This is a genomic window from Vulcanococcus limneticus LL, from assembly GCF_002252705.1.
Taxonomy (GTDB): domain Bacteria; phylum Cyanobacteriota; class Cyanobacteriia; order PCC-6307; family Cyanobiaceae; genus Vulcanococcus; species Vulcanococcus limneticus.
In genome coordinates this window covers 1-4,936 of record NZ_NQLA01000089.1, presented here as the reverse complement: position 1 = coordinate 4,936, position 4,936 = coordinate 1, and the positions used below count along the sequence as shown (strand labels likewise).

Here is a 4,936-nt window from a genome sequence, read left to right as displayed (position 1 = left end):
GGAACTGGATCGCACTGCGGGCCATGGCCGGACTGGTATTTGTGTACCAGTCTATGGGCTCAGGTCCTGCGCTGCGGAGCGAGCTGGGTAATCAAGTCAGGGAATCGTCGCGGGTCCTTGACCCCGCCCCGCTTGGAGGAGGCGTCCTGCGCTGCGCCCACCATGGCCCTCGCTCACGCCCACACCGCCCGTCGCCTTCAGTTCTCTGCCAGCAGCGATGGCTTGCTGATCTGACTCAGTGAGGAGTGCTGGTGCCGGGGTCTGATCCGGCTCGCCGGGCTCCTCGTAGGCGCAGCCTTCTCCGAAGGAGTTGATCTGCTCACCGAGCGGCAGGCTGAGCAGCCAGAGCCAGTCCTGGATCCCGAGCTGGAGGCCCTGCTGCCCTTCTGAGGGCTGGGGGCTGCGGCCCCCTCTCATCGGACTTGAGCGGGGTCCAGCAAGGCAATCGCGGACCTGGGCAGAGACGCAGCTGGGCGGCCGACTGCTCTGGCGTCCGAGGTCGTGGATCACCTCCGGGCCGGCGCACACCCACCGCATCCCTCGGGCAGTCCTCACGCCACGTCAAGGATCGGGCCAGGCGCCCCAGGGGGGCGTCCTTGCCACGGCGCTGCGGCCGGCCGGTGGGGGTGGGGTTCTCCGCCGTCCCTCAGGTGGCTTCCCCCGCTTCCTCCTCCCGCAGCCAGCAGCAGTCCACGCCTCTCAGCCGTTCTGCCCTGCGTGCCCGCAATGCCCTGGTGCTGGAGCACCTGCCCCTGGCTGATCCCCTGGCTTCCGCCGCCGCCCGGCGCCTCTTCCCGCTGGTGGAGCGGGAGGATCTGATCCAGGTGGCTCGTGAAGCCCTGGTTCGCTCCGCTCCCCGCTGCAGAGCCGCCGAGCCCGCTGGGCCCTATTTGCGCCGCTGCATCACCGGGGCCCTGCAGCACCACCTGCGCGATCGCGTCCGCCTGGTGCGGGTCTCCCGCCGAGAGCATGAGAAGGTCACCTGGCCGCTGATGCACCTGAGCCTTGATGCCGCCGCCGAGGGCATGGCCCCCCTGGTGGAGCAGCTGCCGGCGGCTCAGGCGGCAGCGCTGCGGCTCATGCTGCTGGAGGGTCTCTCGCTGCGGGCAGCGGCGCAGCAGCTGGGCATCAGCGCCATGGCCGTGCAGCGAGCCCAGAAGAAAGCCGTGGCCTCGCTGCGGCTGCAGCTGCACGCTGGCGGCTGGGGCGGCTGAGAGGTCCAGCGGCCAGGGCAGCAACAGGGCCGGCGTGCAGGTGTTCCGTGTGGTGGGCACCGAGCGCCGCCTTGGCGCCACCCACAACGTGGAGGAGCGCCCGCGCATCGAGGGCAACCTGCCGGAGGTGTGGCAGGACGCCGTCAGCGTGATCGGTGGGCTGATGCGCCAGCCCTCCCGCCTGGTGGGCAACCGCTTTCAAGCCGTGAGCGAGTACCCCCGCTTCTCCTGGCAGGAAGCCCTGCTCAATGCCATCGCTCACCGCGACTACAGCGTGCAGGGCTACGGCATCGAGGTGTGGCTGTTCGACGACCGCATGGAGGTGGTGAGCCCCTGCGGGTTGCTGCCTGAGCTCAACCTGCAGGAGCTGCTCAGCCGCAAGCGCCTGCACTGCAGCCGCAACCAGGGCGAGGGGATCCCGCGCATGTTTGCCGAGATGGAAGACGCCTTGCTGCCGGCACCCCGGATTGAGCCCACCGCCAGAAACGTCTCTGTGGTGCTGGGCAACACCACCACCCTCACCGAAGCGGACCGCTCCTTCGTGGAGCGCCTCGCCTCAGAAGAACTCAGCCAGGAGGAGTTTCGCGCCCTGCTCCAGGCCCACCGTAATTTGCAGGTGGACAACGCCAGCCTGCGGCAGCTGATGGGCCTCGACACCCTCGCTGCCAGTCAGGTGCTGCGTCGCCTGCGGGATCGCTCCATGCTGGAGCTGCACGGGGCTGGTTCGCAGAGCTACTACACCCTCGGACCGGCGCTGCTGGCTGGTGATCGCCCCGATCAAGGGAAACTGGCGCTCGATCGAGGGGTGACCGAGCATGTCACCGCGCATGTGGCCGAGCATGTCACCGAGCAAGTGCTGCAGCTCCTGCGGGCCTGCCGGGGAGAGCAAAGCCGGGCAGAGCTGATGGATGCCGTTGGCCTCACCCATCGGGAACATTTCCGAGAGGCGTATCTCGTGCCTGCCCTTGCCATGGACTACCTGGAAATGACGATCCCCGACAAGCCCAAGAGCTCTCGCCAGAAGTACCGACTCACACCCGCCGGACACACCTTTCTCAACACGTTTCCGACTGAGCAGCCATGACATGCCCGCTGAAGACCATCGCCAGCGCTGGGCGGAATAGCTCTCGCGCCGATCGAGGGGAGTTCGGCAGTGGATCGATGGGAGCTGCCAACACAGCAAAGACAGCCGCAGGCCGCCAGGCTTGCCATGGAGGACAGGTCCCATGAGGAGGCGCAGCGGCACCTACAACACCAAACGCCAGCTGGCTGATCTGGTGAACTGGCCCGAGGCGCGCCTTGCGCAGTTCAGCGAGCAGCTGCTCTATGGGGGGAACCCGGAGCACAAGCGCAACCCAGGCGACTTCAACCTCACGCCCCCCAACGGCGCCCGCAAGGGGAAGATGCTCTGCGATGAGGTCGGCGTGTTTCGCCGTCAGGAAGCCCTGGATCTGCTGCGTTCCGGAGTTGCTGCAGGCCTGATCAGCGAGCGTTGCATCAACGGTTGGCCCCAGAACATCTGGGCTGTGCGAGAGGGTCGCGTGCTGGAAGCGCAGCTTGAGCAGAGCGAAACAGGCACTTATCACGGCTACCCCCTGCAGCCAGAAGACCCGTTCGCCGAGCTGGTGCTGCAGCGCCTGGGAGACAGACCATGACCGATCTGCAGCTCAGCATCACCAACTGGGAAGCCGCTGGCCTGGGCACTCCCGAAGTGCTCGCGACCACCGGCCGGCTGCGCCTGCAGGTGGGCGAGGTCAACCTCACCGAACACGACGACACCTTCTCCAAAACCATCCGCGAGGAGGTGCTGGTTTCCGCTTATCCACTAGCCTTCTGGCTGGCAGGGCCAACTGAAAGTCCGATCAGCCCGCCCCCGCCGTCCTGATCCCGATCCAGCCGAGCATCCTGCAGATGTCGTGGCTGACGGCGACCTGGCCATCTCGGATCGAGCGATACCCGTTGGTCCGCAGCAGGTTCAGGGCCAGGCTGCGCAGCAGCGCCAGCACCTGAACACCGTTGCGCTCGGCGTAGTGGTGGGCGTCCTCACCGAGGCGTACGTCCCGCACCCAGTGCCATTCGTTCTCGATCGCCCAGCGCTGCCGCACCAGGCGCAGCAGGGCCTTGGGACTGGTCCGCAGGGTCGTCAGAAAATGGTGGATCTGCCGGAAGGGCTTGCCGTCCCGGACGCCGGTGGACACCAGCTCGATGATCCAGCTGGCGCCGCTCCAGCGCTCCGTGATGGCTTCACCGGCATTGCGGGCCCGCAGATCCCAGCGCACCTGGCGGCCGTGGCCTGCCTCGAAAGCGCTCTCCTGGACTGGGAAGTGGCGCTGATACCGGAACTGATCGCGGATCTGACGGAGCAGCTGGCGCTGGTTGCCTTTGACGCTCAGCAGCAGGTCGGCCCCCTGCTGGGCGGCGAGCTGAAAAACGAGGGCGAGGTGTGCAGCGCATCCGCCTGAATCAGCACCCCCTCCAGATCGAGGGTGCCCAGGAGCTGCTTGAGGGCCGCCCGCTCGTGGGACGCTCCGGTGTCATAGGAGGTCTGGGCGATCGCCACCCCCAGCTCGCGGGCGTAGAGCGTCACCTGGGTGACGAATCGCGTGGCGCCATCGGCTCCATCCGGCTGGCTGGCGGAACCCCGCAGGGTCTTGCCATCACAGATCAGCTGATCGAGATCCCTGCCCTGGTCAGCGATCTGGGCCAGCATCCACTGGCGCAGCAGAGCGAACAGCCCATCCAGATCCACCCGCTCGAACAGGTAGAGGAAGGTGGAGTCGCAGGGTGCACTGCAAAGCTCCAGATCCAGGGCCTGGCTGAACGCCTGGCGGTGCCTGCGGGCAAAGCGCTCCAGATCCCGGGCGCTGCGGCAGTCGCTCAGGATCCCCAGAATCGCCATCAGCAGCAGCAACCACTGGGGATAGCGGACCCCGCGGCGCTTACGGCCTTCCGGCAGGGACTGCAGGAAGCTGATCAGATCGGAGGACGGAGCGGCCTGGAGCAAGGGAGCGGAGCAGTCCAGCCGACGAAACCGGGACCCGATCGGCCGGGCAACGGGACCTGGGACGCACTTTCAGTCGGCCCTGTTCTGGCTGGCGGGCAACTGGTGGCGGCTCCTCCACGAACCCCGGCCGCCTGAAAGGCTGCGGCCTTCCACGGATTGGCGCCTGGCCCATGAGTGGCCTGCCGCCAATGCGGGCACCATCTGGCCGGCCCTGGTGATGGCCAGCGAAGGCGGCACGGTTCAATTCCAGGCTGAGAGTGCAGCCGGCTCGCGTCAACAGTCGATCCGTTACCTCAACAGGCTGTCGATTCCGGTGTCCATTCCACGGGAGCAGGTGGAAGCAACGCTGGATGCCTTCATCGCCGCCGTGCTTGATCGCCTGGAGGCCTGGGATTCGATTCACACCGAGTTGCTCGATCTCTGGCAGGAGCTGAAGGCGGAGCGCGCCGATGCAGAAGCCAGCCGCTTCCGCCGTCTGGAGGCCTGCCTGGGCTTTGATCCCGATGAAGCCCCGGAAGCGCTGATGCAGCAGGCGATCCAGATGGCCGCCACCATGGGGGCTGGCAATTTCAGTGAGATTGCTCCTGTTTATGGACGCGCTGCCCAAGGTCATGCTCCGGGTGTCCGGCGACGATTAGATAGGCGGGACCGCGCAACTACATAGGCAGGTCTCAGGACGCGACAACAGGGCTCCAGTTCAGGTCTGGAGCCCCGCGAT

General features: G+C 66.9%; 7 protein-coding genes. 5 read left to right on the top strand and 2 right to left on the bottom strand.

The window, feature by feature from the left end; translation table 11 throughout:
- Nucleotides 1–650 precede the first annotated feature (650 nt).
- From CJZ98_RS17115 to CJZ98_RS17100, 4 genes are all read left to right on the top strand, one after another.
- Nucleotides 651–1,214 (top strand): sigma-70 family RNA polymerase sigma factor, encoded by a 564-nt coding sequence (locus tag CJZ98_RS17115; RefSeq protein ID WP_094592321.1) that lies wholly within the window; start codon nt 651–653, stop codon nt 1,212–1,214.
- A gap of 34 nt (nt 1,215–1,248) precedes the next feature.
- Nucleotides 1,249–2,298 (top strand): Fic family protein, encoded by a 1,050-nt coding sequence (locus tag CJZ98_RS17110; protein WP_094592319.1) that lies wholly within the window; start codon nt 1,249–1,251, stop codon nt 2,296–2,298.
- 142 nt (nt 2,299–2,440) lie between these two features.
- On the top strand, nt 2,441–2,869 hold the full coding sequence (locus CJZ98_RS17105; RefSeq protein WP_094592318.1) for a hypothetical protein: 429 nt from the start codon (nt 2,441–2,443) through the stop codon (nt 2,867–2,869).
- Nucleotides 2,866–3,099: a hypothetical protein gene (locus tag CJZ98_RS17100; RefSeq protein ID WP_094592317.1), complete on the top strand. Its 234-nt coding sequence runs from the start codon at nt 2,866–2,868 to the stop codon at nt 3,097–3,099. Before CJZ98_RS17105 ends, CJZ98_RS17100 begins: the two co-directional genes overlap by 4 nt.
- On the opposite strand, the gene CJZ98_RS19405 is transcribed toward CJZ98_RS17100, so the two are convergent.
- Both CJZ98_RS19405 and CJZ98_RS19400 read right to left on the bottom strand, forming a co-directional pair.
- Nucleotides 3,077–3,607, bottom strand: coding sequence for an ISAs1 family transposase (locus CJZ98_RS19405; protein ID WP_332835058.1), 531 nt, complete (start codon nt 3,605–3,607; stop codon nt 3,077–3,079). The two genes, CJZ98_RS17100 and CJZ98_RS19405, sit on opposite strands and share 23 nt — an antisense overlap.
- A complete protein-coding gene (locus CJZ98_RS19400) occupies nt 3,604–4,218 on the bottom strand; it encodes an ISAs1 family transposase (RefSeq protein ID WP_157911069.1) in 615 nt (204 codons plus the stop codon). The genes CJZ98_RS19405 and CJZ98_RS19400 overlap by 4 nt, the downstream gene beginning before the upstream one ends.
- Nucleotides 4,219–4,531: 313 nt before the next feature.
- Here CJZ98_RS19400 and CJZ98_RS17085 point away from each other — a divergent pair, with 313 nt between their 5' ends.
- Entirely contained in the window at nt 4,532–4,882 is a 351-nt protein-coding gene (locus CJZ98_RS17085) for a hypothetical protein (RefSeq protein WP_198537933.1), read from the top strand.
- The last annotated feature ends 54 nt before the right edge of the window (nt 4,883–4,936 follow it).